The organism is Enterobacter sp. MGH 38 (genome assembly GCF_000492855.1).
In the GTDB taxonomy this organism is placed as follows: domain Bacteria; phylum Pseudomonadota; class Gammaproteobacteria; order Enterobacterales; family Enterobacteriaceae; genus Enterobacter; species Enterobacter hormaechei_C.
The window spans coordinates 2,130,361-2,156,896 of record NZ_KI535608.1 but is presented as its reverse complement, the minus strand read 5'-3'; the positions used below and the strand labels follow the sequence as shown (position 1 = coordinate 2,156,896).

Annotated in this window: 23 protein-coding genes and 1 tRNA gene; 10 read left to right on the top strand and 14 right to left on the bottom strand. The window is 55.9% G+C overall.

Annotated elements, in window-relative coordinates; all coding sequences use genetic code 11:
* Positions 1-59: 59 nt before the first annotated feature.
* From ada to mgtE, 4 genes are all read left to right on the top strand, one after another.
* The gene (ada, locus tag L384_RS01445) at positions 60-1,118 is read left to right on the top strand and encodes a bifunctional DNA-binding transcriptional regulator/O6-methylguanine-DNA methyltransferase Ada (RefSeq protein ID WP_023324985.1); all 1,059 of its coding nucleotides are present in this window, start codon (positions 60-62) and stop codon (positions 1,116-1,118) included.
* Positions 1,118-1,768, top strand: coding sequence for a DNA oxidative demethylase AlkB (gene alkB / locus L384_RS01450; RefSeq protein ID WP_023324984.1), 651 nt, complete (start codon positions 1,118-1,120; stop codon positions 1,766-1,768). The genes ada and alkB overlap by 1 nt, the downstream gene beginning before the upstream one ends.
* Positions 1,769-1,844: 76 nt before the next feature.
* Positions 1,845-3,488 carry a multidrug ABC transporter permease/ATP-binding protein gene (locus L384_RS01455; RefSeq protein ID WP_003859392.1) on the top strand — a complete coding sequence of 548 codons (1,644 nt, stop codon included), beginning with the start codon at positions 1,845-1,847 and terminating at the stop codon, positions 3,486-3,488.
* Positions 3,489-3,628: 140 nt separating this feature from the next.
* Positions 3,629-5,065 carry a magnesium transporter gene (gene mgtE, locus L384_RS01460; RefSeq protein WP_006811337.1) on the top strand — a complete coding sequence of 479 codons (1,437 nt, stop codon included), beginning with the start codon at positions 3,629-3,631 and terminating at the stop codon, positions 5,063-5,065.
* Here mgtE and L384_RS01465 read toward each other — a convergent pair.
* The gene (locus L384_RS01465; protein WP_032628416.1) at positions 5,028-6,323 is read right to left on the bottom strand and encodes a SulP family inorganic anion transporter; all 1,296 of its coding nucleotides are present in this window, start codon (positions 6,321-6,323) and stop codon (positions 5,028-5,030) included. The genes mgtE and L384_RS01465 overlap by 38 nt on opposite strands.
* 187 nt (positions 6,324-6,510) lie before the next feature.
* Between L384_RS01465 and mqo the strand changes: the two genes are divergently transcribed.
* Positions 6,511-8,160, top strand: a complete 1,650-nt coding sequence (mqo, locus tag L384_RS01470) for a malate dehydrogenase (quinone) (protein ID WP_032628330.1) — start codon at positions 6,511-6,513, stop codon at positions 8,158-8,160.
* A gap of 134 nt (positions 8,161-8,294) precedes the next feature.
* Here mqo and eco read toward each other — a convergent pair whose 3' ends face one another.
* A complete protein-coding gene (eco, locus tag L384_RS01475) occupies positions 8,295-8,804 on the bottom strand; it encodes a serine protease inhibitor ecotin (RefSeq protein WP_032609713.1) in 510 nt (169 codons plus the stop codon).
* A 202-nt stretch (positions 8,805-9,006) separates the two neighbouring features.
* Here eco and L384_RS01480 point away from each other — a divergent pair, with 202 nt between their 5' ends.
* On the top strand, positions 9,007-9,267 hold the full coding sequence (locus L384_RS01480; protein WP_006811332.1) for a DUF2534 family protein: 261 nt from the start codon (positions 9,007-9,009) through the stop codon (positions 9,265-9,267).
* 66 nt (positions 9,268-9,333) lie between these two features.
* On the opposite strand, the gene L384_RS01485 is transcribed toward L384_RS01480, so the two are convergent.
* The 3 genes from L384_RS01485 to L384_RS01495 form a co-directional block, all read right to left on the bottom strand.
* Positions 9,334-9,410, bottom strand: a tRNA-Pro gene (locus L384_RS01485).
* Positions 9,411-9,483: 73 nt separating this feature from the next.
* On the bottom strand, positions 9,484-11,244 hold the full coding sequence (yejM, locus tag L384_RS01490; RefSeq protein WP_003859380.1) for an LPS biosynthesis-modulating metalloenzyme YejM: 1,761 nt from the start codon (positions 11,242-11,244) through the stop codon (positions 9,484-9,486).
* A 19-nt stretch (positions 11,245-11,263) separates the two neighbouring features.
* The gene (locus tag L384_RS01495; RefSeq protein ID WP_001135586.1) at positions 11,264-11,491 is read right to left on the bottom strand and encodes a YejL family protein; all 228 of its coding nucleotides are present in this window, start codon (positions 11,489-11,491) and stop codon (positions 11,264-11,266) included.
* A 134-nt stretch (positions 11,492-11,625) separates the two neighbouring features.
* Between L384_RS01495 and yejK the strand changes: the two genes are divergently transcribed.
* The gene (yejK, locus tag L384_RS01500; RefSeq protein WP_017383403.1) at positions 11,626-12,633 is read left to right on the top strand and encodes a nucleoid-associated protein YejK; all 1,008 of its coding nucleotides are present in this window, start codon (positions 11,626-11,628) and stop codon (positions 12,631-12,633) included.
* Positions 12,634-12,684: 51 nt separating this feature from the next.
* Here yejK and rplY read toward each other — a convergent pair whose 3' ends face one another.
* Entirely contained in the window at positions 12,685-12,969 is a 285-nt protein-coding gene (gene rplY / locus L384_RS01505) for a 50S ribosomal protein L25 (protein WP_003859376.1), read from the bottom strand.
* Between the two features lie 125 nt (positions 12,970-13,094).
* Positions 13,095-14,855 carry a DNA repair helicase RadD gene (locus tag L384_RS01510; protein WP_023324981.1) on the bottom strand — a complete coding sequence of 587 codons (1,761 nt, stop codon included), beginning with the start codon at positions 14,853-14,855 and terminating at the stop codon, positions 13,095-13,097.
* Positions 14,856-15,006: 151 nt separating this feature from the next.
* On the opposite strand from L384_RS01510, the gene rsuA reads away from it, so the two are divergent.
* The 3 genes from rsuA (at position 15,007) to L384_RS01525 (ending at position 17,550) form a co-directional block, all read left to right on the top strand.
* On the top strand, positions 15,007-15,714 hold the full coding sequence (rsuA, locus tag L384_RS01515; RefSeq protein WP_003859374.1) for a 16S rRNA pseudouridine(516) synthase RsuA: 708 nt from the start codon (positions 15,007-15,009) through the stop codon (positions 15,712-15,714).
* A 15-nt stretch (positions 15,715-15,729) separates the two neighbouring features.
* Positions 15,730-16,929: a Bcr/CflA family multidrug efflux MFS transporter gene (locus L384_RS01520; protein WP_003859373.1), complete on the top strand. Its 1,200-nt coding sequence runs from the start codon at positions 15,730-15,732 to the stop codon at positions 16,927-16,929.
* A 276-nt stretch (positions 16,930-17,205) separates the two neighbouring features.
* The gene (locus L384_RS01525; RefSeq protein ID WP_003859372.1) at positions 17,206-17,550 is read left to right on the top strand and encodes a YejG family protein; all 345 of its coding nucleotides are present in this window, start codon (positions 17,206-17,208) and stop codon (positions 17,548-17,550) included.
* A 3-nt stretch (positions 17,551-17,553) separates the two neighbouring features.
* Here the strand turns inward: L384_RS01525 and yejF are convergent, their stop codons facing one another.
* The 7 genes from yejF to L384_RS01560 all read right to left on the bottom strand — a co-directional run bounded on the left by yejF (position 17,554) and on the right by L384_RS01560 (position 26,534).
* Positions 17,554-19,143: a microcin C ABC transporter ATP-binding protein YejF gene (gene yejF / locus L384_RS01530; RefSeq protein ID WP_023324980.1), complete on the bottom strand. Its 1,590-nt coding sequence runs from the start codon at positions 19,141-19,143 to the stop codon at positions 17,554-17,556.
* Position 19,144: 1 nt separating this feature from the next.
* On the bottom strand, positions 19,145-20,170 hold the full coding sequence (locus L384_RS01535) for a microcin C ABC transporter permease (protein WP_023324979.1): 1,026 nt from the start codon (positions 20,168-20,170) through the stop codon (positions 19,145-19,147).
* Positions 20,170-21,264, bottom strand: a complete 1,095-nt coding sequence (locus L384_RS01540; RefSeq protein WP_003859369.1) for a microcin C ABC transporter permease YejB — start codon at positions 21,262-21,264, stop codon at positions 20,170-20,172. Before L384_RS01540 ends, L384_RS01535 begins: the two co-directional genes overlap by 1 nt.
* 9 nt (positions 21,265-21,273) lie before the next feature.
* A complete protein-coding gene (locus L384_RS01545; protein ID WP_032628329.1) occupies positions 21,274-23,079 on the bottom strand; it encodes an extracellular solute-binding protein in 1,806 nt (601 codons plus the stop codon).
* Positions 23,080-23,154: 75 nt separating this feature from the next.
* On the bottom strand, positions 23,155-24,708 hold the full coding sequence (locus L384_RS01550; RefSeq protein ID WP_023324977.1) for a cyclic di-GMP phosphodiesterase: 1,554 nt from the start codon (positions 24,706-24,708) through the stop codon (positions 23,155-23,157).
* Between the two features lie 127 nt (positions 24,709-24,835).
* Positions 24,836-25,405 carry a bifunctional murein DD-endopeptidase/murein LD-carboxypeptidase gene (gene mepS / locus L384_RS01555; protein WP_003859364.1) on the bottom strand — a complete coding sequence of 190 codons (570 nt, stop codon included), beginning with the start codon at positions 25,403-25,405 and terminating at the stop codon, positions 24,836-24,838.
* 415 nt (positions 25,406-25,820) lie between these two features.
* The gene (locus L384_RS01560) at positions 25,821-26,534 is read right to left on the bottom strand and encodes a phosphatase PAP2 family protein (RefSeq protein WP_023324976.1); all 714 of its coding nucleotides are present in this window, start codon (positions 26,532-26,534) and stop codon (positions 25,821-25,823) included.
* Positions 26,535-26,536 lie beyond the last annotated feature (2 nt).

Genomic DNA, 26,536 nt, shown 5'->3' with positions numbered 1-26,536 from the left:
GGGTTTTTGTTCGGTGGCGTTCAGGCAAGCTGAGCGTATGCTTGTAAGAGGAGCCGATAATGAAAAACACAACCTATCTTACCGATGAGGATCGCTGGCAGGCCGTACTGGCCCGCGACCCGCGTGCGGATAACCAGTTTGTCTTTGCCGTGCAGACGACCGGCATTTATTGTCGTCCGTCCTGTCGCGCCCGCCACGCGCTGCGTAAAAATGTCTGCTTTTATCCTGATGCTCACCAGGCCGCGCAGGCGGGTTTCCGCCCCTGTAAGCGCTGTAGGCCGGACCAGGGCGACCCAATGGCGCAGAAAAAGGCCAACATTGCGCTGGCCTGTCGACTGCTTGAACAGGATGCCTCGCTGAACCTGGAGGCACTGGCGCAGCAGGTTGCCATGAGTACGTTCCATTTCCACCGCTTGTTTAAATCCGTCACCGGCATGACGCCGAAAGCATGGCAGCAGGCCGCGCGTGAACAACGCCTGCGCAGCCTGCTTGCACAGGGCGGTAAAATCACCGACGCCGTACTGGCCGCTGGCTTTCCGGACGGCAGCAGTTACTACCGTAAAGCCAACGGCGCGCTGGGCATGACGGCAAAACAGTACCGCAACGGAGAGGCTGCGGTCCGCTATGCCATCAGTGACTGCTCGCTAGGCCGCTGTCTGGTGGCGGAAAGCGAGCGCGGGATCTGCGCAATACTGCTGGGTGATGACGACGCCGGGCTGACGGCTGAGCTGCTGTCACTGTTTCCGCTTGCCGTCCGTGAACCGATGGAAGGCGCATTTGCCGGGCGTGTACGTCAGGTGATTGCCTCTGTCGACAGCCGCACGACGCCGCTGACGCTGCCGCTGGATATCCGGGGTACCGCCTTCCAGCAGCAGGTCTGGCAGGCGCTGCGGGCTATCCCCTGCGGAGAAACGGCAAGCTATCAGCAGGTGGCAAAGGCCATTGGTAAACCCAATGCCGTACGTGCCGTGGCGGGGGCCTGCGGTGCCAACAAACTGGCGATAGTCATCCCCTGTCACCGCGTGGTGCGTAACGACGGTGCGCTGTCGGGTTATCGCTGGGGCGCAGCGCGTAAGGTGCTATTGTTGAAACGTGAGGCGAACAACCCGGAGGAATAATGCTCGATCTTTTTGCTGATGCTGAACCCTGGCAGGAGTCGCTCGCGCCGGGGGCGACGATCCTGAGACGCTTCGCGCTTTCCCGCGCGGCGGCGCTGTTCGACGGCATTAAAGCCGTCACCGCCCGTTCGCCGTTTCGCCATATGGTTACGCCGGGCGGGTATACCATGTCCGTGGCGATGACCAACTGCGGCGAACTGGGATGGGCGACGAATGAGCGGGGCTATGTATATGCCGCGTACGATCCGCTGACGGATCAGCCGTGGCCGCCGATGCCGGAGGCGTTTCAGGCGCTGTGTCATGATGCCGCCGTGGCGGCCGGCTATCCTGATTTTCGACCCGATGCCTGTCTTATTAACCGCTATGCCGTTGGGGCAAAGCTCTCCTTGCATCAGGATAAGGACGAGCCGGACCTGCGCGCGCCGATTGTCTCGGTATCCCTTGGGCTGCCCGCTGTCTTTCAGTTTGGCGGCCTGCGGCGCAACGACCCGCTCAAACGGCTGATGCTGGAGCATGGCGATGTGGTTGTCTGGGGCGGTGAATCACGGCTTTTTTATCACGGTATTCAGCCGCTTAAACCAGGCGATCACCCGGTGGCGGGGGAGTTTCGCTACAACCTCACGTTCCGCCAGGCAGCGTACAGAGAATAAAAATAAGAATTATTCTTGATGTGTGTGAAAGGCAGTTTACACTGCTGGCTGATTTTTCTTGTCCGGATTGCTCTGCATGCAACTACTTCTTCTTGTCTGGCGGCAGTATCGCTGGCCTTTTATCGCGGTGATGGCGTTAAGCCTTGCCAGCGCGGCGCTGGGGATCGGCCTGATTGCCTTCATTAACGTGCGTTTGATCGAAATGGTCGACACGTCACTCTCCGTCCTGCCGGAATTTCTGGGTTTACTGCTGCTGCTGATGGCAGTCACGCTCGGGTCACAGCTGGCGCTGACCGCGCTCGGCCACCACTTCGTTTTCCGTCTGCGCAGTGAGTTCATCAAACGGATCCTTGATACTCAAGTGGAACGCATCGAACAGCTGGGAAGTGCTTCTCTGCTGGCGGGGCTGACCAGCGATGTGCGCGCCATTACCATCGCCTTTGTGCGCCTGCCGGAGCTGGTGCAGGGCATCATCCTGACCTTTGGCTCGGCAGCCTATCTCGCCTGGCTCTCCAGCAAAATGCTGGCGGTAACGGCGCTGTGGATTGTTATTACCATCTGGGGCGGGTTCCTGCTGGTATCACGCGTCTATAAGCACATGGCGGTGCTGCGCGAAACGGAAGACAAGCTCTATAACGATTACCAGACGGTGCTGGAAGGGCGTAAAGAGCTGACGCTGAACCGCGAGCGCGCCGAACATATCTTCAACCATCTCTATATCCCGGATGCGCACGAATATCGTCATCACATTATTCGCGCCGATACGTTCCACCTGAGCGCCGTGAACTGGTCCAACATCATGATGCTGGGCGCGATTGGCCTGGTGTTCTGGATGGCGAACAGCCTGGGGTGGGCGGATACCAACGTGGCGGCAACCTACTCCCTGACGCTGCTGTTTTTACGCACGCCGCTGCTGTCGGCCGTTGGCGCACTGCCGACGCTGCTGAGCGCACAGGTGGCCTTCAACAAGCTGAAGAAGTTCGACCTTGCGCCGTTTAAGGCTGAGTTCCCGCGCCCGCAGGCCTTCCCGAACTGGCAAACGCTGGAGCTGCGTAACGTTACCTTCCGCTATCAGGATAACGCCTTCTCAGTGGGGCCGATCAACCTGACCATTCACCGCGGCGAACTCCTGTTCCTGATCGGCGGTAACGGCAGCGGCAAATCCACGCTGGCGATGCTGCTGACGGGCCTCTACCAGCCGCAGTCGGGTGAAATTTTGCTGGATGGTAAAGCGCTGAGCGCGGAGAAACCGGAGGACTACCGCAAGCTCTTCTCGGCGGTATTTACCGACGTCTGGCTGTTCGACCGGCTGCTGGGACCGGAAGGGCAGCAGGCGGATCCGGCGCTGGTGGAGAAGTGGCTTGCGCACCTGCAAATGTCGCACAAGCTGGAGCTTCAGGATGGCAAAATCCTGAATCTCAAGCTGTCGAAAGGGCAGAAGAAGCGCGTGGCGCTGCTGCTGGCGCTGGCCGAAGAGCGCGACATCATCCTTCTGGATGAATGGGCCGCCGATCAGGACCCGCACTTCCGTCGCGAGTTTTATCAGGTCCTGCTGCCGCTGATGCAGGCGATGGGAAAAACCATTTTTGCCATCAGCCATGACGATCACTACTTCATTCACGCCGACCGTCTGCTGGAGATGCGCGACGGCAAGCTGAGCGAGCTGACCGGCGATGAGCGCGATGCGGCGTCACGGGACGCGGTGGCGCGTACGGCCTGATTGCAATTGTGCCGGGTGAACCCCGGCACACTAATTTTTCATATATGCCGTTTTTTTCTCCATCCCGACCCGCCGTTTATTCTTATTTACATATCCCCGCGCTATGCTTAACGCCAACTCATTTAATGGATTTATGATTGATGTCGGTATTAAAGAAAAACAGCGCCAGGCAGCGTGACCAGGAGCGTGCGCGGCTCATCTGGCTCCTGACGACCGATAAAGCGGTCACGTCAACGTTATTGGGTAAGCTAACCCTGGCTGAGCAATATGATGTCGGCACGCTGGCCGACGATATTGCTGAGGTAGGTGCGCTGGTTGCACATTTACCACCTCCGGATCTGGCGGACACCCTGGAGGCATTGCCTTCCGAGGAGCGCCACGCCCTGTGGCGGCTGGTGCAGGATCACGAGCGCGGTCAGGTGCTGCTGGAAGCCTCGGAAAACGTCTGGGATGACCTTATCGATGAGATGAGCGACCGGGACATTCTTGACGCACTGCAAACGCTGGATATCGATGAGCAGATTTACCTCGTTCAGCATCTTCCGCGCAACCTGACCGGACGCCTGCTGGCTTCCCTGCCTGCCGAAGAGCGGGCGCGCGTGCGTCAGGTGATGCACTACGAGAAAAACAGCGTCGGCGCGATCATGGAGTTTGGCGTCATCACCGTGCGTCCGGACGTCACCCTGGGGACGGTGCAGCGCTATCTTCGTCGCCTGGGCAGTATGCCGGACAACACCGATAAACTGTTCGTCACCTCGCGGGATAAAACCCTGCTCGGGGAGCTGGAGCTGAAAACGATCCTGCTGAACAGCACCCAGCAGCGGGTGAGTGAGGTCATGGAAACCGAGCCGATGGTCTTCTCGCCGGAAGACGATGCCGAAAAAGCGGCGCGTACTTTCGAACGTGATGACCTGGTGAGCGCGGCGGTGGTGGATTCGGTGGGCAAGCTGATGGGGCGTCTGACCATCGATGAGATCGTTGACGTGGTCTATGAAGAGACCGATAACGACCTGCGAGCCCTTGGCGGGATCAGTGCCGAAGACGATGTTCATGCCTCCGTCGGCAAGGCCGTCAAAACCCGCTGGGCGTGGCTCGCCATCAATTTATGCACCGCGTTCGTGGCGTCCCGCGTTATTGACGGCTTCGAACATACCATTTCCCAGCTGGTGGCCCTGGCGTCGCTGATGCCGATTGTGGCGGGGATCGGCGGGAACACCGGCAACCAGACTATCACCATGATCGTTCGCGCCCTGGCGCTGGAAAACATTCAGCCGGGTAATTTTTCGTGGCTGATTTTCAGGGAGATGGGCGTCGCGCTGATTAACGGCCTGGTCTGGGGCGGCATCATGGGCGGCATTACCTGGTGGCTGTACGATGATATGGCGCTGGGCGGGGTCATGATGCTGGCGATGGTGCTGAACCTGCTGGTGGCGGCGATGATGGGCGTGATTATCCCATTGACGATGACCCGGCTGGGGCGCGACCCCGCGGTGGGGTCGAGCGTGATGATCACCGCCATTACCGATACCGGCGGTTTCTTTATTTTTCTTGGACTGGCGACGATTTTTCTTCTCTAGCCAGTGCTTTTTGCTTAAGTCGGGCAGGGAGGATGAACATCATCACAATCCCGCCCAGCACGCCAATCGCCAGGTTGCCGGTGTAAACCGTTGCCACAACCGTCACCAGCATCACGACGGTTTCAGCCACCGGCGCGTTTTTCAGCGTTCCGGGCTGAACGCTATGCCAGCTAAAGGTCTTGACGGCCACAATGGCCATAATACCCGCCAGTACCGCCATCGGGATTTTGGCCATCACCTCGCTGAGCGCCGTAACCAGCACCAGCAGTACGATACCCGCCGCAAGGGTGGAGATACGGCTTCTGCCTTTCCCCATCTCCACGTTTACGATGGTCTGCCCAATCATCGCGCAGCCCGCAATGCCACCGTAGAACCCGGCCATAATATTCCCCACGCCCAGACCGATGCTCTCGCGACGCTTACTGGAGGGGGTAGCGGTCAGTTCATCCACCAGTTTTGCCGTCAGTAAGGATTCCAGCAGGCCAACGAAAGCGATACTTAGCGCGCACGGCCAGATAATGCTCAGGGTTTCCAGATTGAGCGGCACCAGCAGTTGCGTAAAGCCCGGCAAACCGCCGCTCATGGAGCCTTCATCCCCTACCGTCGGCAGAATTTGCCCGCTGGTGACGGTGAACAAAGTCAACAGCACAATGGCAATCAGCGGGGAGGGCACGCTTTTGATATAGCGTGGCACCCACAGCACAATCAGCAGCGTCAGCACGAACAGGCCCACAATCAACGGGCTTCGGCTCCAGAAATGGGGCACCTGGGCAAAGAAAATCAAGATGCCAAGGGCGTTAACAAACCCGGTCATCACCGACTGGGGAATAAAGCGCATCAGCCGCGCCATACCCAGCGCGCCGAACAGGATCTGAATCATGCCTGCCATCACCACCGCGGGCAGAATGTACTGTACGCCGTGTTGATGGACCATCGGGCCAATCACCAGCGCGACGGAACCTGCCGCCGCCGTCACCATGGCCGGACGCCCGCCGAGCAGGGAAAGGGCGAAACAGAGCACCACGGAGGCGATAAGACTCACTTTCGGATCCACGCCCGCGACCACGGAAAACGAAATCACTTCCGGGATCAGCGCCAGCGCGGTAATCACACCGGCCAGGGTTTCGCGCATCAGACGGTGAGGCGAACGTAAAACAGTGGCGACATGGCCTTCTTGAGGTAAAGACGAGTGGGGTAATGACATAACAATTCGCTGGTAGGGGCAGGCTTCCGTGCGCGCGATCACAAAGTGCAGCATCATAGCCAGGAAAATCGTCGGGTGCCAGCCTGTCTGCCAAAACCCTACAAACAATCCATCATTAAATTTCACAATTACAATAATTTCGTAACCTTTAAACAATATTTAAAAGTTGCTACCGTGCCACCGCAGCGTGTTTCACCTGTAATTTCCACGCATCAAGCACTATTCAACTAAGGCATAAATGATGAAAAAAATGACTGCCGTGCTCTTTTCTCTGGCCGTGGGGCTGAACGCCGTCTCGCTGGCGGCGAAGGCTGACGCACCAAAAGAGCAGGAAACGGATGTCCTTTTAATTGGTGGCGGCATCATGAGCGCCACGCTGGGAACGTATCTTCAGGAATTAGAGCCGAACTGGTCCATGACCATGGTCGAGCGCCTCGATGGCGTGGCACAGGAAAGCTCTAACGGCTGGAATAACGCCGGGACGGGGCACTCGGCACTCATGGAACTGAACTATACGCCGCAGAAAAAGGACGGTTCCATTAGTATCGAGAAGGCGGTAGAGATCAACGAAGCGTTCCAGATCTCACGTCAGTTCTGGTCTCACCAGGTGAATAGCGGTGTGTTGCACAATCCGCACTCCTTCATCAACACCGTACCGCACATGAGCTTTGTGTGGGGCGATCAAAACGTCAACTTCCTGCGCGCGCGCTACGCTGCCCTGCAACAGAGCACGCTTTTCCGCGGGATGAAATACTCTGAAGATCACGCTCAAATCAAAGAGTGGGCGCCGCTGGTCATGGAAGGCCGCGATCCGAACCAGAAAGTGGCGGCGACCCGCACTGAAATTGGTACTGACGTTAACTACGGTGAAATCACCCGTCAGCTGGTGGCCTCTCTGAAGAAAAAAGAGAACTTTAACCTGCAACTTAGCTCCGAAGTGCGTGGTTTCAAGCGCAATGCGGATAACAGCTGGAGCGTGACCGTTGCCGATCTGAAAAACAACGAAGCCGAACATGTGATTAAGGCCAAGTTCGTGTTTATCGGTGCGGGCGGCGCGGCGCTGAAACTGTTGCAGGAGTCCGGTATTCCGGAAGCGGACGACTACGCCGGCTTCCCGGTTGGCGGCCAGTTCCTGGTGTCGGAAAACCCGGAAGTGGTTAACCGTCATCTGGCAAAAGTGTACGGTCAGGCCTCTGTGGGCGCACCACCGATGTCCGTTCCGCATATCGACACCCGCATGCTGGACGGTAAGCGTGTAGTGCTGTTCGGGCCGTTCGCCACATTCTCCACCAAGTTCCTGAAAAACGGTTCCCTGTGGGATCTGTTGAGCGCGACCACAACGTCAAACGTCAAGCCAATGATGGACGTGGGGCTGGATAACTTCGATCTGGTGAAATACCTGATTAGCCAGGTGATGCTCTCTGATGAAGAACGCTTCGAGGCGCTGAAAGAGTACTATCCGCAGGCGAAGAAAGAAGACTGGCGTCTGTGGCAGGCAGGTCAGCGTGTGCAGATCATCAAACGCGATCCGAAAGAGGGCGGCGTGCTGCGTCTGGGTACCGAAGTGGTAAGCGATAAGGAAGGCACCATTGCCGCGCTGCTGGGGGCATCTCCGGGGGCGTCTACCGCTGCGCCAATCATGCTGCACCTGATGGAAAAAGTGTTTAAGGACAAAGTATCCAGCCCGGAATGGCAGGCGAAGCTGAAAACCATTATTCCATCCTACGGTACGAAGCTGAACGGTAACGTTGAGGCCACGGAACAAGAGCTGGAATACACCAGCCGCGTTCTGCAACTGCAATACGTCAAACCGCAGGCTGCGGATGCTGCGCCAAAGGCAGAGCTGAAGCCTCAGGCGGAAAGCAAGCCGGTAGCGGATATCGCGCTGTAAGATAAACGCAAAACGGTAACATCCGTTACCGTTTCTAGTGTTTTCTCCCTCTCCCTGTGGGAGAGGGTTGGGGTGAGGGCACCAGAACGCACCCTTTCCAGGTCGGGTAAGCGAGAGCGCCACCCGACTTATTTTTAACGAACTACTGCTTGTCCTACCGTCTCATCCGCCTTCCATACGCGATATTTCACATCCACGTTTTCCGGCGTATATACGACGATCGGCAGCTTGCTGTTATAGCGCAGCAGACTGTTATCGCCCAGATACGCGGTAATAAATTTCTTCTCTTTCTTGCCGTCCGGGCACGCCATCATGGTGGAGACTGGCGAGGTTACTTTGTCGAAGACATAGTAGTCATAGCCCCAGCCTTCCAGCGTTTTGCTTTCCAGCTGGCCGCCCAGGCGATGCTGGTTGCAGTCCACTTCCAGCGTCTGGCCGATTAACAGCTCAACTTTGAAATTTGCTTCATCCTGCTGAGCCGGGAGCTGAATAACCTGGCGCTTCATCCCTTTGTCCGCTTGCGGATACGGAGCAACTTTTTCCAGCGGCTGCTCTTTCTGGGTTTCGCTGGCGAAAGCACTGCTGCTGGCGCACGCAGCGGCGATGAGGGCGATGGCAAATTTAGGTGCGTTTTTCACTGTCATTCCTTTTTGTTAAAACGATCCTGGAAAGACTAACATAATATACGTGAATGGTTGGCGTAATTTACTCACATTTTCATTTTAAACGGAGTAATGCACTGCTTTTGTGTTCTTTTACTGGTGTTTAATGCTGTAGTGGAGTCGATGCGGCGATCGTGTTATTTTACGCGTTAATTATTGTTATTTATCTGTAAAGGGAGGAGAGATGGTACGGGAAAAACTGAAGACACCTGAAGGCCGCAAGTTCCTGCTGGCGTTACTGGTTGTGTTTATGATTGCTGCTGCATGCGTGGGGCGAGCAACCATTGTCGGCGTAATCGAGCAGTACAACATCCCGCTCTCTGCGTGGACAACCAGCATGTTTGTCCTGCAATCGGCGATGATCTTTGTTTACAGCCTGGTGTTCACCGTGCTGCTGGCGATTCCGCTGGGGATTTTCTTTCTCGGTGGGCGTGAAAAACACTAAGCATTGCGCATGCGGAGACAGGCAATAAAAAACCAGCCATAAGCGGCTGGTTTTTTTGTGTAGTTTTGGTCGGCACGAGAGGATTTGAACCTCCGACCCCCGACACCCCATGACGGTGCGCTACCAGGCTGCGCTACGTGCCGACGCATAAAAGGAATACTACTCTATTCCTTTTTGAATGCAAGGGGCAAGCAACGCTAACTGATTCATAAATAATCAGTTAGCGATAAAGCGCTTCTCGTCTGTCAGCACCTGCAACAGCAAACTGAGCTGCGGTTTCTGGTCTTTCAGCTTCTCACCTTCGAGGCTATACGTCTGGTAATTGCCGTTGCTGTTCAACACCAGGGACAACGTCGGTGTGGTCACCACCAGCGTGTTTCCGCCAGCAGCCGTGACCCAGTTATGACGCCGCGTGGCGCTAAAGAGGTCTTGGCCCTGCGAGTACTCAATTGCCGGTGTGCTGACGTGCAGCAGCCGCTGCATTAACGTGGTCATGACGTCTTTATGGTCGGTCAGCATGTTGATGCGCTGCGCGGGAGTGCCCGGCCAGTGGATCACCAGGGGAACATGCAGGTTCGGACGCGACCACTCCATGCCCTTCGCCTCGTCGCCGAGCGGCACGCCATGCCCCGCCGTGATAATAACGACCGTATTGTCCAGCTTGCCCGCGTCGCGCAGGGCGGTCAGCACGCGGCCGATCTGCGCATCAACATCGCCCGCCGCACGGCTATAGCGGCGCGCGAAGCCTTTCTGATTGCTGTCATCAAGCGTTGTGCCGTTAAACGCAACCCAGGAGAACCAGCGGTTATCTTCCTGCGCATAGCGCTTCAGCCAGTCTATCCACTGGTCAGCGGTCCGATCGTCAGACTGGCTCTGCGCGGCGGGCAGTGAGAAATCAGACAGCAGCGCCTGGCGGTACAGCGAGCTGTTGAAACCATCAGAGGCGAACAGCCCCAGCTGGTAGCCCTGCTGATTAAGCCCGGTAATCAATGCCGCCGGAATACGGGCCGACAGCACGCCGTCCATATAGCTCGGTGAAATGCCATAGAACAGGCCGAAAATACCCGCGTCGGTCGAATTACCGGAGCTCATATGCTGAGTGAATACGATATTGTTCTCAGCGAATTCAGCCAGCGCTGGCATCTGCTTCTCATAGCGGGAATAGTTCAGGCCATCGACGGTAATCAGCAGCACGTTCTGACCGCGCCCCATGTCGCGATATTTCAGATCGCTCAGGGGATACTGCACGCTGACCGCTTCCGGATTACCCTGTTCGACCAGACGACGCTGATACTCCTGCGCGTCCAGCAGGCCGTGTTTTTCGAGGAAACGACGCGCCGTCATCGGATAGGAGAGCGGCAGGTTTGCGCGCTGCATGGTAATCGGGCGGTAGAAGTTCGCATCTGCCCAGATATACATCAGGTGCGAACCGATAAATGAGGCGAAAAAGAGCGCCGCGACGGGCTTCGCATAATGGCGGCGTCGGGTCAGACTGCGGAGTTTTTGCCAGCTCCACGTGGCGAACAGCATTTCGATCAGCAGGATAATCGGCACGCTGATAAACATCAGCTGCCAGTCGCGCGCGGTCTCGTTCTGATCCGGGTTAATCACCAGCTCCCAGACGACAGGATTCAGGTGCAGGTGGAATCGGGTAAAGACTTCGCTGTCGATCAGCAACAGCGTCATGCCCGCCGTTGCAAGAATGGCAGACAGGAAGCGCATCAGCCGCTGCGACATGACGATAAACGTCAGTGGGAACAGGATCAGCAGATAGGTGGCGAAGACCAGAAAGCTAAAGTGACCCACAAGGCTCATCCACGAGTAGACGCGCCCGGTTAATGTGGTTGGCCAGTCCGCCACAAACAGATAACGGCAGCCGAGCACCATCGCCAACAGAATGTTGAACAGGGCAAACCAGTGCCCCCAGCTGACCATCTGGGAGACTTTTTCACGGTAGCGCTGACGATTCGTCACCATAAACTGTTGTTCGTTTCCCTTAGTGTGCCTGGTCGTCGCTAACGGAGGACTGCAAAGCCTGGGCGAAAGATTTGGCGATCGCCTGACGCTGAGCCGGAGCAACGCTGGTATTGATCAGGTTGGTAACCATATTTCCCAAAACCATCAGGGAGAGATCGGTTGGCGTTTTATGTTTTTCCAGTACGTTGACCAGCTCACTGAGCAGTTGTTCAACGTGTTCGTCACTGTAGCGGGAATGTTGTGGCATAAATCAAAATCAGTTTGTTGAGAGAAGGGCGACATATTACCGTAGCAACAGCTTTTTTTCCCCTTTTTTATCTTCTGTTGCACACATGCGTTGGTGGTGGTTGAATACCGCCCGGTCTAAAAGGAGAGTTTATCATGAGTCTGGAAATCAACCAGATTGCCTTGCACCAGCTTATCAAGCGTGATGAGCAAACCCTTGAAGTGGTGCTGCGCGATTCGTTACTGGAACCAACGCCTACCGTTGTCGAGATGATGGCGGAGTTGCATCGCGTCTACAGCGCGAAAAATAAAGCCTATGGCTTGTTCAGCGAAGAGAGCGAACTGGCGGATAGCCTGCGCCTGCAACGTCAGGGCGAAGAGGATTTCCTGGCATTCAGCCGCGCTGCTACTGGCCGTCTGCGTGACGAACTGGCGAAATATCCCTTCGCCGATGGCGGTATCGTCCTGTTCTGCCACTACCGCTATCTGGCGGTAGAGTATCTGCTGGTCACCGTGCTGAATAACTTAAGCAGCATGCGCGTGAACGAGCAGCTGGATATCAGCTCAACGCACTACCTGGATATCAACCATGCGGATATTGTGGCGCGTATCGATTTAACCGAATGGGAAACCAACCCGGAATCGACGCGCTACCTGACCTTCCTTAAAGGTCGCGTGGGCCGCAAAGTGGCCGATTTCTTTATGGACTTCCTCGGTGCCAGCGAAGGGCTGAATGCCAAAGCGCAGAACAAAGGTCTCCTCCAGGCGGTGGATGACTTTACGGCTGAGGCGCAGCTTGATAAATCTGAGCGTCAAAACGTGCGTCAGCAGGTTTACAGCTACTGCAACGAGCAGTTACAGGCCGGGGAAGAGATTGAGCTGGAGTCGCTGTCCAAAGAGCTGGCAGGCGTCAGCGAAGTCAGCTTCCAGGAATTTACCGCGGAAAAAGGCTATGAGCTGGAAGAGAGCTTCCCGGCGGATCGCAGTACGCTGCGTCAGCTGACGAAATTTGCCGGTAGCGGCGGTGGGTTAACCATTAACTTTGATGCCATGCTGCTCGGGGAACGTATCTTCTGGGACCCGGCCACCGACACGCTGACCATTAAAGGCACGCCGCCGAATCTGCGCGACCAGCTTCAGCGTCGCACCTCAGGCGGTAAGTAACAGCCATAAAAAAACCCCGCAAACGCGGGGTTTTTCTCGACAGGTTTGCGATTACGCGCGAACGAAGTCGATGTGAGTCAGTTTTGGCTTGAACGCGTGACGCTGAACAGCCTGAACTTTCACTTTTTCTTCTTTACCGCCAACAACGATGGTCAGAACTTCGCTGTAGAACTCAGCTTTGGTCTGCATGTTCCATACTTTGTCGTGATCCAGTTCAATAGCAACTGGAGCAGCTTCGCCACCGTAAACGATAGCCGGGAACTTGTTTGCGGTACGCAGGCGGCGGCTCGCACCCTTACCCTGCACGTTACGTACTTCTGCTTCGATAGTGAACATTGATTTCTCTCTGTATTTAAAACCCTACTACAGGCGACCCAGCAGCAGGTGAGTGTTCTGCCTCACGGATGTGAAGCGGGCGGCATTTTATACTCAAATAGCTCGCACATCAACGAAAAGTCCCGTTAACCGCGCAATTCGTTTGCCCGGCGAAAGCGTCCTTCATAGTCAAAGACCTTCTCACGTACCTGCCAGAACTGCCCTTTTTTGCGGGCGACAACAAAATCAGGATGCCGCAGCAACGCCTGCTGGCGCACGATATCGGCAACGGTTAGCCAGCGCAGCGGTACGCCAGGCGTGCGGGTATGCGGGCGGATAAAGAGCTGCTCGAACGCGGTGCGCTGGGCGGACGTCTGGACCCGGAACCGCTCGCTGACGTCTGCGCCATCCTCGTCGTAATAGGTGATTTTTAGCCACTCGCCTTTTTCATCCGCGCCGGGTTGTAAGGCCATGCCGGAACAGCGCAGCACCAGCGCATCCTTTAGTTTCAGCGCTGCTTTCAGCATGTCGTCCGGGTCGACCAGGACCGTGTCGCACTCCCGACAGCGGCGGGCGGCAATGTCGTTTTCAGCGTTGCACTGCGGGCAGTTTTTGAAGCGGAAGCGGAAATCACACTGTTCGCGATGGCCTTCATCGTCTTCAAACCAGCCCTGACAGCGGCGGCCAAAATGTTCAATCAGCGTGCCGTCGGCGGTGGTTTTCCCCCAGAAGGTGTTGGCAAACCCGCAGGCAGGGCAAAAAACCTGAACGGGAACGTTGTCGCTCTTGCCTTTTGGCGTGCCTACTTCTGGCGAATAGAGATCGTGCGGGTTACCGGCGTAATCAAGGATCAGACAGTCGGTTTTGCCCGGCGCCAGACGCAGCCCGCGGCCAACAATCTGCTGATACAGGCTGACGGATTCCGTCGGGCGAAGAATCGCAATCAGGTCGACGTGCGGGGCGTCAAAGCCGGTGGTTAGTACGGAGACATTCACCAGATAGCGGAACCGCTGAGCTTTGAAGTCCTCGATCAGGCTGTCGCGCTCCGGGCCGGGGGTTTCACCGGTAATTAACGCCGCGTCGTCGGCGGGCAGCAGCCCCGTAATTTCGCGCGCGTGTTCGACAGTGGCAGCAAAAATCATCACCCCTTTGCGCGTTTGTGCGAACTCTTCAATCTGTCTGATGATATGCGGCGTGATCCGCTTCTGTTTTTTCAGCTCATGGTTAAGATCTGCCTCGCTGAACAGCCCGTTGCTCTGCGCCTGTAAGCGGCTGAAATCGTACTGCACGACGGGCATATCCAGCCGCTCCGGCGGCGTCAGGTAGCCGTGCTTGATCATGTAGCGCAGCGGAAGCTCATAGATACAGTCGCGGAACAGGGCCTTTTCATCGCCACGCACCATGCCGTGATAATGAAACTGATAAATCCAGCCCTTGCCCAGACGAAACGGCGTGGCGGTGAGGCCAAGCAGACGGAGGTGAGGATTCACCTTTTTCAGATGAGTGAGGATTTGCTGATACTGGCTGTCGTCGTCATCGCTGATGCGATGACACTCATCGACAATCAGCAGGGAAAACTCGCTGCGAAACAGTTCCAGGTTGCGCGCAACGGATTGTACGCTGCCAAACACCACTTTTCCGTGGCTCTCTTTGCGCTTCAGTCCGGCGGCAAAAATGTCGGCCTCCAGGCCGAGCGCGCAATATTTGGCGTGGTTTTGCGCCACCAGCTCTTTGACGTGCGCCAGCACCAGCACGCGTCCGCGGGCCAGGCGCGCCAGTTCGGCAATCACCAGGCTTTTGCCGGCTCCGGTCGGGAGTACGATGGCGGCGGGCTCCCGATGCTTGCGAAACCAGGCGAGGGTGGCATCAACGGCTTCCTGCTGATAGGGGCGTAATGTGAACGTCATGGCTTCTCTATTCAGTTAACTCGCATATAGTATGCCACGAAACTTTTTCCCTTGAGTGGCGCAACCAGACCATTATACTGAACTGTTTCTGACTGCTTCTTTTTCGGACGCGTAGTCCGACTTCCAGCACCATTAAGGCTAAAAAGATTTCATGCGACTTGATAAGTTTATCGCTCAGCAACTCGGCGTAAGCCGCGCTATTGCCGGGCGTGAAATTCGCGCCAGCCGCGTAACCGTGGACGGCGACATTGTGAAAGACAGCGCTTTTAAACTCCAGCCTGAGCACCAGGTGGAGTATGACGGCAACCCGCTGACCCAGCAGAATGGTCCGCGCTACTTCATGCTCAACAAACCGGAAGGTTACGTCTGTTCAACGGACGATCCGGATCACCCGACGGTGCTCTACTTCCTCGACGAACCTGTGGCGCACAAGCTGCATGCGGCAGGGCGACTGGATATCGATACCACCGGCCTGGTGCTGATGACCGATGACGGCCAGTGGTCGCATCGCATCACCTCCCCGCGCCATCACTGTGAGAAAACCTATCGGGTGACGCTTGAGTCTCCGGTCTCGGATGACACGGCAGAGCAGTTCGCAAAAGGCGTTCAGCTGCATAATGAAAAAGATCTGACCAAACCGGCGGTGCTGGAAATCATCACTCCAACCGACGTGCGCCTGACCATCAGTGAAGGCCGCTATCACCAGGTGAAACGGATGTTTGCCGCCGTGGGCAACCACGTTGTGGGGCTGCATCGTGAACGTATCGGCGCGATTGAACTCGATCCAGACCTGGCGCCAGGGGAATATCGCCCGCTGACGGAAGAAGAGATTGCCAGCGTCGGGCTGCCTTCACGCTAAATTCAGGAGAACTCTGTGACCACCAGGCCACACTCGTCGTTTAAAATTGTATTTATCCTTGGCCTGCTGGCCATGCTGATGCCGCTGTCTATCGATATGTATCTGCCCGCGCTGCCGGTGATTTCCGCGCAGTTTGGCGTACCGGCAGGCAGCGCGCAGATGACGCTCAGCACCTACATTCTTGGTTTTGCCCTCGGTCAGCTCTTTTATGGCCCAATGGCCGACAGCCTGGGGCGTAAACCAGTTATTCTGGGGGGGACATTGATATTTGCCGCGGCGGCGGTGGCCTGCGCGCTGGCGCAGAGTATCGATCAGCTGATTGTGATGCGTTTCTTCCATGGCCTGGCGGCGGCTGCGGCAAGCGTGGTAATTAACGCGCTGATGCGCGACGTCTACCCGAAGGAAGAGTTCTCACGCATGATGTCGTTCGTCATGCTGGTCACGACAATTGCGCCGCTGGTCGCCCCCATGGTGGGCGGGGCGGTGCTGGTTTGGTTCAGCTGGCATGCGATTTTCTGGATCCTGGCGATTGCCGCGCTGCTGGCCTCGGTGATGATCTTCGTCTTTATCGATGAAACGCTGCCGGTCGAGCGACGTCAGAAGTTCCACGTTCGCACCACGCTTGGCAACTTTGCCTCGCTGTTTCGCCATAAGCGTGTGCTCAGTTATATGCTTGCCAGCGGCTTCAGCTTTGCCGGAATGTTCTCGTTCCTGAGTGCGGGGCCGTTTGTGTACATCGAACTGAACCATGTGTCACCCCAGCATTTTGGTTACTACTTCGCGCTGAATATTGTGTTCCTGTTTGTGATGACCATTATCAACAGCCGCTTTGTCCGGCGGGTTGGGGCGCTGAATATGTTCCGCGCCGGGCTGTGGATCCAGTTCGTGATGGCTATCTGGCTGGTATTGAGCGCGTTGCTGGGCGTCGGTTTCTGGGCGCTGGTGGTGGGCGTGGCGGCGTTTGTCGGCTGCGTGTCGATGGTTTCATCCAACGCGATGGCGGTGATCCTCGACGAATTCCCGCATATGGCGGGTACCGCCTCGTCGCTGGCAGGAACGTTCCGTTTCGGGATTGGCGCGATAGTCGGGGCGCTGCTCTCGACGGCGACGTTTAATACCGCCTGGCCGATGCTGTGGGCGATTGCCCTCTGCGCGACCTGCTCCATTCTTTTTTATCTTTACGCCAGCCGGCCGCGAAAGACGGCGCATAAATGACCACTTAAGGCCCGATACGGGCCTTTTTGTTGACCCATATCAACCAACCCTACGTTCGTTTACCCTGTGTTTGTTTCTTTTATGTAAAATCTATTTATGTAAAAAGTCACATCATTGTATTTAAAAAGGTTGAGTTAGATCGCAGAAACGGGTACATATAGCGCCGACGCGAGCCTGCAACGCCTATAAAATCCGCTAAACAGTGCAGGTTGGCGATGATGTGTTACTATAAATGTAAATAAATTGTGAAGTAAATTTGCTTCCGGGGATCTGAACGTGAATACATTACAACTCTCCATTGTCCATCGCTTGCCCCAGAGCTATCGCTGGTCGACGGGTTTTGCAGGTTCGAAAGTTGAACCGATTCCGCAAAGCGTTGCCGGGGAGGATAATTGCCTGGTGGCGCTCAAACTGCTCAGCCCGAGCGATGAAAATGCGTGGCCGGTTATGGAACGTCTCAGCCAGGCGCTGACGGACATAGAAGTGGACAGCTCCGTGCTGGAATGCGAAGGTGAGCCGTGCCTGTTTGTTAACAGCCAGGATGAGTTTGCCGCCACCTGTCGTCTGAAAAACTTCGGCGTGGCCATTGCCGAGCCGTTCTCCGGTCAATACCCTTTCTGAGTGCTAGTCAGCGGACAATAGCTGGCGCGTGTAATCCTGCGTCGGCGCGGTGAATACGCGCTGGCACTCTCCCTGCTCAACGACTTCTCCCTGCCGCAATACCACCACCTGATGGCAAAGCGCACGCACCACCTGTAAATCGTGGCTGATAAAGATATAGGCCAGCCGATGCTTTTCCTGTAGCCCCTTCAGCAGCGCCAGAATTTGCGCCTGCACGGTGCGGTCCAGGGAAGAGGTTGGCTCGTCCAGCACGATCAGCTCCGGTTTCAGGATCAGTGCGCGGGCAATCGCTATACGCTGGCGCTGTCCGCCAGAAAACTCAGCCGGATACCGGTGCCGGGTCTCGGGATCTAAACCCACTTCCGCCATCACCCGCTTCACGTCGATTTCACGCTGTTGCGCCGTCATTGTCGGCTGGTGGACGCGCAGGCCCTCTTCAATAATCTGTAATACGCTCAGGCGCGGGTTAAGCGAAGAGTTTGGATCCTGAAATACCACCTGCATCCGCGGGCGGACAGGAAGCATCATCCGGCGATTCAGGTTTTGCAGCGGCATGCCGTCAAAGACAATGCTTCCCTGAGAGGCGATCAGGCGCAGCAGCGCCAGGCCAGTGGTGCTTTTGCCCGAGCCGGATTCGCCCACAAGCCCAAGCGACTCGCCCGGACGCAGAGCGAAACTCATGTCTTTCAGGACATGATTGTGATCGACCACGCGACGGAGAATGCCTTTGCGGATCGGGAATGACACCGACAGCCCCTCAACCCTCAGCAACGGCGCGCAGTCAGCGTTAAGCGGAACCGGGTCGCCAGCGGGTTCGCTATCGAGCAGGCGCTGTGTATACGGGTGCTGAGGCGCGTTCAGCAGGACGGATGCCCGGTTCTGTTCCACGCAGCGGCCGTTTTGCATCACGGCCACCGTGTCAGCAAGCTTTTTCACGATGCTCAGGTTGTGCGTAATGAACAACAGGCTCATTTTCAGCTCGTCGCGAAGCTCGCGCAGCAGTTGCAGAATTTGCGCCTGCACCGTGACGTCCAGCGCGGTGGTGGGTTCATCGGCAATCAGCAGTTCGGGGCGCGTGAGCAGGGCCATTGCGATCATCACGCGCTGGCGCTCGCCGCCGGAAAGCTGGTGCGGGAAATCGTTCAGCCGTTTCGCCGCATGACGAATACCGGTGCGTTCAAGGCAGTCCAGAATTTCACCCCGCGCTGCCTCTTTACGCATTCCCCGATGAAGGGACAGCACTTCATAGAGCTGTTTTTCCAGCGTATGCAGAGGGTTGAGCGACACCATCGGCTCCTGAAAAATCATGGCGATGTTATTGCCACGAATGCCGCGCAGGGTTTGCTCGTCAGCGTTCAGCAGCGATTGTCCATGGAACAGAATATCCCCCTGCGGATAGCTGACCGGCGGGGAGGGGAGCAGGCGCAGCACCGAAAGTGCCGAGACGCTTTTACCGGAACCGGATTCCCCGACCAGCGCCAGCGTCTCTCCGCGCTGGATCTGCAACGATAAATCCGTCACTACCGTGCGTGATTCGCCCTGCTTTGAAAACGCAATCGACAGGTTTTCAATGCTCAGAAGAGGCCGGGTCATGTCATACCGCCTTGTTGGGATCGAAGGCATCGCGCACGGCTTCGCCAATAAAAATCAGCAGGGAAAGCAGCACCGCCACGGAGAGGAATGCGGTGATGCCCAGCCAGGGGGCCTGGAGATTGTTTTTGCCCTGCAACAGCAGTTCGCCAAGGGACGGTGAGCCCAGTGGCAAACCGAAACCAAGAAAATCAAGCGACGTCAGGGTGGTAATGGAGCTGCACAAAATAAACGGCAGGAAGGTGAGGGTCGCCACCACCGCATTGGGAAGCATGTGGCGGAAGATGATTGCGCGATCGCTCACGCCTAACGCTTGCGCGGCGCGAATATAGTCGTAATTCCGCGTGCGCAGAAACTCCGCGCGCACCACGCCGACCAGCGCCATCCAGCCGAACAGGACGGTGATCCCGAGCAGCCACCAGAAGCCAGGCTGTACCACACTGGACAGCAGGATAATCAGAAACAGCGTTGGCATACCGGACCAGACTTCAATCACGCGCTGTCCCCATAAATCTATTTTACCCCCGTAATAGCCTTGCACGGCGCCCGCCACAACGCCCATTACGCTGCTAAAGAGCGTCAGCAGCAGCCCAAACAGGAGCGAGATGCGGGTGCCATAGAGGATGCGCGCCAGCACATCGCCGCCGTTGGCGTCCGTTCCCAGCCAGTTTTGCGCGGAAGGCGGCGAAGGGAAGGGGGTAGACGTGGCGAAGTTAATACTGTTCGCGCCAAAACGAATCGGTGCCCAGATAGCCCAGCCGTGCTGCGCTATCTGCTCACGTAACCAGGGATCCTGGTACTCGGCTGGCGTCGCAAATGGGCCGCCAAAATCGCTTTCGCTATAGGTAGTAAGCACCGGTACATACCAGCGGTCTTTGAAATGCACCAGCAGGGGTTTATCGTTGGCAATCAGTTCCGAACACATACTTAAAGCGAACAGGACGGCGAAGATCCACAGCGACCAGTAGCCGCGACGGTTGTGGCGAAAGCGCGCCCAGCGGGCCTGATTGACGGGGCTTAAACGCGACATCAGCGGCCCTCAAAATCGATACGGGGATCGACCAGCGTATAGCTGATATCGCTGATGATGTTCAGCAGCAGGCCGATCAGGGTGAAAATGTAGAGTGTGCCAAACATCACCGGATAATCACGGGAGACGGTGGCCTCATAGCCCAGCAGCCCTAATCCGTTGAGCGAGAACATCACTTCTATCAGCAACGAGCCGGTAAAAAACATACTGATGAACGTGGCGGGGAAACCTGCAATCACCAGCAGCATGGCGTTACGAAAAACGTGCTTCCACATGATCTGCTTTTCACCGACGCCTTTGGCGCGCGCGGTGACGACGTACTGTTTGCGGATCTCATCAAGAAAGGCGTTTTTGGTCAGCATCGTAAGCGCCGCAAAACCGCCGATGACCGTCGCCAGCACCGGCAGCGTGATGTGCCAGAAGTAATCGGTGATTTTCTGATACCACGGCAGCGTGCTGAAATCCGCGGAGACCAGCCCGCGCAGCGGGAAGAGGTCGAAATAACTGCCGCCTGCGAAAAACACAATCAACAGCACGGCAAACAGAAACGCCGGAATAGCGTAGCCGATGATAATAAACGTACTGCTCCAGATATCGAAACGGCTACCGTTGTAGACCGCTTTCCTTATCCCCAGCGGAATGGAGACCAGATAAATAATCAGCGTCCCCCACAGTCCGAGCGTGATGGAAACCGGCAGGCTTTGTTTGATCAGGGTTAACACCGAGGCGCTGCGAAACAGGCTGTCGCCAAAATCGAAACGGACATAATCCCATAGCATCCTGAAATAGCGCTCGTGCAGCGGCTTGTCAAAACCATAGCGATGGGTGATCTCGGCGATCACCTCCGGATCCAGTCCCCGACCGCCCCGGTAGTGGCTTTCGCTGATGTTGCCCACGCCCGTCCGGGCATGGCTGGCCCCCATTCCTTCGCCGCCGCCGCCCGGCATGCCGCCAGCGTGACCAAATTCTATTGCCGCAATCGCCTGGTCCACCGGACCGCCGGGGGCGATCTGGACGATAAAAAAGTTAATGGTAATGATGGCCCACAGCGTCGGGATCACTAACAGCAGCCGGCGGATAAGATAAGCGCCCATCGTCACTCCTTAACGCCGCTCTGCGGGCAATTTTGCGGCTTTATTCACGTCATACCACCAGGTGTCAAAGCCGAGGGTGTAAACCGGGCGAACGGCAGGCAGGGAGAATTTATCCCAGCGGGCCACGCGATCTTCGCCCATATACCACATCGGCAGCATGTAATAGTTCCAGGTTAATACCCGATCGAGCGCGCGGCCAAGCGGCAGAAGCTTGTTCTTATCGCCCTGAGCGGCCACAATTTTTGCAATCAGCGCATCAATCACCGGGCTCTTTACGCCCGGGGCGTTGTAGGAGGAGTCGATATACCCCGATGCCCAGGAGATTTGCAGATCTGAACTCGGCCACGGCTGGGCGGCCCACAGGGTCTGCATCATATCGTAATCGCGACTGCGCTTGCGGTTAGTCAACTGGGCCATATCGACCTGGCGGATATTCATAGTGACGCCAAGCCGGGCAAGGTTCTTCTTAAACGGCAGCACCCACTGATCGTTTGCGCCAGAGGCAATCAGCAGTTCGAAGCTGAGCGGTTTACCGGTTTGCGCATTAACCCGTTGCCGATTTTTCAGCACCCAGCCAGCGTCATCCAGCAGGCTGCTGGCTTTCAGCAGGTTGTCCCGGTCGAACCCGTTTCCGTCGGATTTGGGCGGTTCAAATATGCGGGTGAACACCTCCGGCGGTAGCTCCGCTTTCAATGGCGCCAGCAAAACCAGCTCGTCCGCGTGGGGATAATCACGGGCGGCATATTCAGTATTCTGGAAATAGCTGTTCGCCCGGCTGTAGGCTCCGTAAAACAGCGCTTTGTTCATCCATTCGAAATCAAACGCCAGAGTAATGGCTTCACGCACCCGACGATCGGAAAAAACCGGGCGCTGAATATTAAACGCCAGCCAGCGCGTGTCCTGCGCGGATTCGTTTTTGTGTTCGTCTTTAACGATATAGCCTTTCGCGAAATTTTTTCCGATATAGCGGGTCGCCCAGTTTTTGGCGCTGTTCTCGACACGTAAATCAAATGCGCCTGCCTTAAATGCCTCGAAGGCCACGTTATCATCCAGGTAGTAGTCGTAGCGGATTGTATCGAAGTTCCAGCGGCCCCGGTTTACCGGCAGCGTGGCTGCCCAGTAATCTTTCACACGGGAATAGATCACATACTGGCCCATTCGCCAGTCGGTAATGCGATACGGCCCTCCGGCCAGCGGCGGGGTAGAGAGGGGATCGCTCAGCTTATGGTTTTTCCAGAAGGATTCGGGCATGACGGGCAGGGAGAACAGGCTCAGCATATTCTCTTTGTTCGCCTCAGGGAGTTCGATTCGCACGGTCAGCGGGGCGATGGCTTTCACCGTGGTGCCCTTGTACACCAGACGAAACTGCGGCACGCCTTCGGTCATAAATTTATTAAAGGTGAACGCCACGTCGCGGGCGCTAACCGGCGTACCGTCGTGAAAACGCGCCCGCGGATTAATCGCGATTTCTGCCCAGCTGAAATCTTCGGCGTAACGTACGTTCTCGGCGACCAGGGGATAATAGCTGCCGGGCTCGTCGTCGGAGGTGACGAACAGCGTGTCATAGAGGGATTCGGTACGCGCTGCCGCTACGCCGCGCAGGGCAAAGCGGTTAAAGTTGTCAAATGTTCCCGTGGCGGAAAGCGTCACGTTTCCGCCTTTCGGGGCGGCTGGGTTGACGTAATCGTAGTGGTTAAAGTTAACCGCGTACTTCGGCTCGCCAATGACGGCAAAGGCCGTGCTCTCTTTGATGGTCTGCGCCTGGCTCGACAGGCTCACCAGCGCCAACAGCGTCAACACAACGCGCATAATCATAGTGCGGCGGATCCCTTTGTTCACAGACAGGCTCGGTTGAACAGAATAATAAGGGACAGCGCCGTGATTGTGAAATTATTCCCCGAGCGTGATATCGGGTTGCCACGTCCTGAACTGCTCCAGCGGCATCGGGCGGCCAATCCAGTAGCCCTGAAGATAGTTTACGCCATGCTCGCGCAGCCACGCCGCCTGCTCGGGCGTTTCAACACCCTCGGCGACGGTTATCATATTCAGACGTTCTGCCAGCGTCAGCACCGCGTCAAGCACTGGCGAGGTGACGGTTTCAGTCCCGATGGCATTCACGAAGCCACGGTCAATTTTCAGGTAATCCATCGTGAAGCGTTCCAGATAGATCAGCGCGCTGTGGCCAGTGCCAAAATCATCGATGGCGATTTCAAAACCTTCATTGTGCAGCCATTCGAACAGCTGATTTGCCTCGCGGTGGTTAATCATGTCGCGCTCGGTTATTTCCAGCACAATCTGGAAGTGATCGGGCGGAAGGGCGGCGAGAAACGCGCGCATATCCTCTTTAAAGCTTTCCGCATGCAGATGCCCGGGCGCGATGTTGATCCCAAACTTGGCCCCAGGCGGGAGCACCGTTTGCAGGACAGGGGCATCGCGGATAATCAGGTCAAAAAGATGCAGCGTCAGCGGGACAATCAGCTTCTGCGCTTCAGCGAAGTTAATAAAGGCATCCGGTGGAATTTCGCCCATCACCGGATGCTTCCAGCGCATCAGGACTTCCAGCCCGGTCATTCTGAGCGACTGCGCATCCACGACGGGTTGATAGACCACGTAAAACTGGTCGTGCTTGATGGCCGTGAGGATCTCTTTCCCCGGATTGAGACGGATAGTAAGAATATAGAAATTCAACAGGCCCGCCGCGATACCGCAGACCAGTCCGAAAAACACCGCGTAGAGCAGTTCATCGGTTGTCCAGGCTTGCGCATAAACGTTAACGGTCAATGGAATATTTTTCAGCGTGGCGCTACGGGCAGGGACGTCAGGCAAATCCCGCGCCTGGATCAGCATTCCGGACTGTGTAGATAACGCGGAATCGCCAATGACGATCGATATCCCGGCAAATTCATCCTGACGTGACGTATAGAGAAGATAGGGCGACAGGTTGAGGTTGACGGACGTAAACACGCCGCCGTCTTTCACCAGCGGATTGCGATACCAGATGGCGATCGCGGGCTTATCCGGCAGCATTGGCGTGCCCGGCAGGAGCGCGATATCAACAGGTTTGCTGATATGTAGCTGAGGGATAAGCTTTTCCATCGGGGTATTCATCGGGCCTGTTGCCGAGGAGCAGAAGGCCTGTTTATCCCTGACCAGCAAAAAGGCGCGCACGTTGATGCTAAAGGCCGCCCGGGATGTCAGGGCGGCACTCACTTCCTCGCAGCTGTTCAGCGTGAGTGGCTGGAGCGTATCAATCGACATTTTGAGCTCATCGAAATAGCTCTCCATGTAGACGCTTAAATCGGTAATGAGAGTATCGAATCTGACTTCTCGCTTGTGATAACTCCAGTAAAACTGTAATGCTCCCAGAAGCAGGGCAGTGAATAACCCCGTAAGGAAACTGATAAACAGTATCTTGCGGTTGCTGGAGAAGTAGCGGGTAAACATAGATGTCGTGATTCCTGAAATGCCGCTGGATAGTTATCAGTGTAACGGGCAAAAAAAAACACTGCCGGAGCAGTGCTTTTTTTATCGTATCGCCAGCCAAGGGATAACCAACGATACGACAACAATATTAACTACGGCTCAGAACGCGGCGAGCTTCGTTGTAGCGTTTCTTCCAGTAAGGTTCGTTCATGCTGGAAATCGTCACACCACTGCTGGTGGAAGCATGGACAAACTGATCGTTACCGATATAGATGCCAACGTGTCGACCGGTTGAACCTGCTCTGAACAGGACTAAATCGCCCGTGCGTAGTTTAGTGCGCGAAATGGATTTGCCCATCTCTTGCTGTTCATAGGTAGAACGCGGAAGATCTAACCCAAACTGCTCACGGAACGTACGCTGTACGAAAGCGGAACAATCGATGCCTTTCTTGGTGCTGCCGCCCAGACGGTAACGCACGCCTTTCCAGTCAGCATACTGATCCATAATACGCGACTTAACGTCGAGATTACGTACCATATTTTCAAATTCATCCTGAGAGGCTTGCAGTGAAGAGGAATCTTCCATTCCCACAACACGCGTCTCAGGATGCATATTCTTCGCGGTATTCGTCGTACTACATGCCGAAAGCAGAACCGCCACTGCAATCGCCGGGATCCCCCGCAAGATATATCTCAAGATTGGTTGAGATTTGACCATTTTGTTTGTTTTCCCTTGAAGTCCTTAACGAAAATATCGTTATAAAAATGCCAACCGTGACGAGACTAATTATCTGTTCACAATGAGACAATTCTTTATGGTGAAAACTGTGGCTCAACGCACAAAATTATTCACCATGATAATAATTATCTCAGTGGGGCAAAACGAGTTCGAGGTTAACCGATTGCACGGGGTATTGCGAGCAAAAAAGTCCGATTTTTTATAAGAAAATGTGATACACAAAGTTACAGCGCGGAATTGCTCAAAATGCCGCCATTCATACCGATAATCCCTGCAATTGCTTCATTTTTATCACGAATTGTATGACAGGATGATGACAGCGTTGAATGACGCCGGAAAGAAGAGACTCAGGGACCGAAAACGATCCCTGATGAATGGTGTTAATTTGCGTTATTTATCTGTTTCTGACTTGTTTAAATTTACCGGGAAGATAGCGATCAAAAATACCTATTACGCGATCGCTCAGTGGGGTCATCAGCACCCACGGTAAACCAATTAACACCGCCGTGAGGGAGCCTACGGCGATATCTGTCAGCCAGTGAGCACCAATCATCACTCGCGGGAATGCAAATACCACCACAATAACCAGGGCGATGGCGAAGGCTTTTTTACCAAAATAGCGCAGCATGAAGCCTGCAAAAATCAGCAGCATCATACCGTGGTCGCCCGGGAAACTGTCCTTCGAGGCATCTTTGGTTGGAATATGAAGCAGCTCGCTGACGCGGTTAATATTCGGGAAAAAGAGCGACGGACTGGCGCGTTTAACCGGCATCAGATGCTGCGCCAGCTGGTTGATAATCACGGCCGTCAGCAGCATCACCAGGCCGATAATCAGAATACGGCGACGACCCGTTTTGTCTTCCTTCAGCCAGAAGGAGAGCATCAGACAGCCCATTGCCAGCAGCGAACAGCCGTCAAACGCGCGGTTGTTGGTGATCGCCACCAGCCACAGGAAGGCTTCACTCTTCGCCAGCGCCTGGTTAAAGAAGTGGAACAGCCCGGAATCCAGCGGGAACCAGAAACCGTGATCCGCCGGGATATACCAGGAGAAAAAGAGCGCCAGACCGGCAGCGTTGAGCAATAAAATAGCAGGAAGTCGAGTCGTCATAG

What these genes read in the sequence shown, in the direction of transcription:
- ada (WP_023324985.1), top strand. Translation starts at nt 60, where the DNA reads ATGAAAAACACAACCTATCTTACCGATGAGGATCGCTGGCAGGCCGTA.
- alkB (WP_023324984.1), top strand. Translation starts at nt 1,118, where the DNA reads ATGCTCGATCTTTTTGCTGATGCTGAACCCTGGCAGGAGTCGCTCGCG.
- L384_RS01455 (WP_003859392.1), top strand. Translation starts at nt 1,845, where the DNA reads ATGCAACTACTTCTTCTTGTCTGGCGGCAGTATCGCTGGCCTTTTATC.
- mgtE (WP_006811337.1), top strand. Translation starts at nt 3,629, where the DNA reads ATGTCGGTATTAAAGAAAAACAGCGCCAGGCAGCGTGACCAGGAGCGT.
- L384_RS01465 (WP_032628416.1), bottom strand. Translation starts at nt 6,323, where the DNA reads ATGCTGCACTTTGTGATCGCGCGCACGGAAGCCTGCCCCTACCAGCGA.
- mqo (WP_032628330.1), top strand. Translation starts at nt 6,511, where the DNA reads ATGAAAAAAATGACTGCCGTGCTCTTTTCTCTGGCCGTGGGGCTGAAC.
- eco (WP_032609713.1), bottom strand. Translation starts at nt 8,804, where the DNA reads ATGACAGTGAAAAACGCACCTAAATTTGCCATCGCCCTCATCGCCGCT.
- L384_RS01480 (WP_006811332.1), top strand. Translation starts at nt 9,007, where the DNA reads ATGGTACGGGAAAAACTGAAGACACCTGAAGGCCGCAAGTTCCTGCTG.
- yejM (WP_003859380.1), bottom strand. Translation starts at nt 11,244, where the DNA reads ATGGTGACGAATCGTCAGCGCTACCGTGAAAAAGTCTCCCAGATGGTC.
- L384_RS01495 (WP_001135586.1), bottom strand. Translation starts at nt 11,491, where the DNA reads ATGCCACAACATTCCCGCTACAGTGACGAACACGTTGAACAACTGCTC.
- yejK (WP_017383403.1), top strand. Translation starts at nt 11,626, where the DNA reads ATGAGTCTGGAAATCAACCAGATTGCCTTGCACCAGCTTATCAAGCGT.
- rplY (WP_003859376.1), bottom strand. Translation starts at nt 12,969, where the DNA reads ATGTTCACTATCGAAGCAGAAGTACGTAACGTGCAGGGTAAGGGTGCG.
- L384_RS01510 (WP_023324981.1), bottom strand. Translation starts at nt 14,855, where the DNA reads ATGACGTTCACATTACGCCCCTATCAGCAGGAAGCCGTTGATGCCACC.
- rsuA (WP_003859374.1), top strand. Translation starts at nt 15,007, where the DNA reads ATGCGACTTGATAAGTTTATCGCTCAGCAACTCGGCGTAAGCCGCGCT.
- yejF (WP_023324980.1), bottom strand. Translation starts at nt 19,143, where the DNA reads ATGACCCGGCCTCTTCTGAGCATTGAAAACCTGTCGATTGCGTTTTCA.
- L384_RS01535 (WP_023324979.1), bottom strand. Translation starts at nt 20,170, where the DNA reads ATGTCGCGTTTAAGCCCCGTCAATCAGGCCCGCTGGGCGCGCTTTCGC.
- L384_RS01540 (WP_003859369.1), bottom strand. Translation starts at nt 21,264, where the DNA reads ATGGGCGCTTATCTTATCCGCCGGCTGCTGTTAGTGATCCCGACGCTG.
- L384_RS01545 (WP_032628329.1), bottom strand. Translation starts at nt 23,079, where the DNA reads ATGATTATGCGCGTTGTGTTGACGCTGTTGGCGCTGGTGAGCCTGTCG.
- L384_RS01550 (WP_023324977.1), bottom strand. Translation starts at nt 24,708, where the DNA reads ATGTTTACCCGCTACTTCTCCAGCAACCGCAAGATACTGTTTATCAGT.
- mepS (WP_003859364.1), bottom strand. Translation starts at nt 25,405, where the DNA reads ATGGTCAAATCTCAACCAATCTTGAGATATATCTTGCGGGGGATCCCG.
- L384_RS01560 (WP_023324976.1), bottom strand. Translation starts at nt 26,534, where the DNA reads ATGACGACTCGACTTCCTGCTATTTTATTGCTCAACGCTGCCGGTCTG.